Origin of the sequence: Aphanothece stagnina RSMan2012, from assembly GCF_046764815.1 — a bacterium.
GTDB lineage: Bacteria > Cyanobacteriota > Cyanobacteriia > PCC-6307 > Cyanobiaceae > NIES-981.
The window spans coordinates 1-648 of record NZ_JBKOUC010000084.1 but is presented as its reverse complement, the minus strand read 5'-3'; the positions used below and the strand labels follow the sequence as shown (position 1 = coordinate 648).

Annotated in this window: 2 protein-coding genes; both read left to right on the top strand. The window is 43.5% G+C overall.

From position 1 onward, the window contains the following. The coding region (locus tag ACLNEE_RS16825; RefSeq protein WP_412007443.1) for a hypothetical protein at positions 1-393 on the top strand (393 nt) is incomplete at its 5' end. Positions 394-436: 43 nt separating this feature from the next. After that, a partial coding sequence (locus tag ACLNEE_RS16820; protein ID WP_412007442.1) for a hypothetical protein occupies positions 437-648 on the top strand: 212 nt, incomplete at its 3' end.

The window sequence follows — 648 nt, the reverse complement described above, 5'->3', positions numbered from 1 at the left end:
AGGCAGTCCATGAAGGAAAATATTTCTCCTGAGAATGCTCTCTCCATATTCGTAGAGTCAAGCATTGAACATCGTAATGCCACTGAAAACGGCGACTATCGTCGTGCCAACAAGGCCTACTCTTCAGTCGTCAAGTCAATGAAGATTTTAAAGGAAGGTGGCGAAACTGATGAGTTTCTGAAATTGTTGAATCATGAATCACCGAGTGTTAGACTTTCGTCAGCTTGTGCACTGCTCTCTACGTTTGAGACAGAGGCTTTGCGTGTTCTAGGCGAGCTCAAAAATGACACTGGACTTGTCTCTGTTGCTGCACAGTACACGATATTAGAATGGGAGAAAGGGAATTTATCATTGTTCGATGAGTCGCTGACCAAACGAAAGCCAGATCGTTAGTTCAGTGCATCTGAGAAATAATGTAGCAGTTCGGAGGAAGTCCATGAAGAAAACAGTTTCGCATGAGAATGCTCTCAACAGATTTGTTCAATCATGCATTGATCATCATGATGGGTCTGAGAATGGTGATTATCGACGTGTCAACAAAGCGTACGACATCATTATGAAGTGCATCAGAGTCTTAAAAGAGAATGGCGATACGGAGAAGTTTCTGCCATTGCTGAGGCATGATTCAAGCGGGGTTCGACTTTGGTC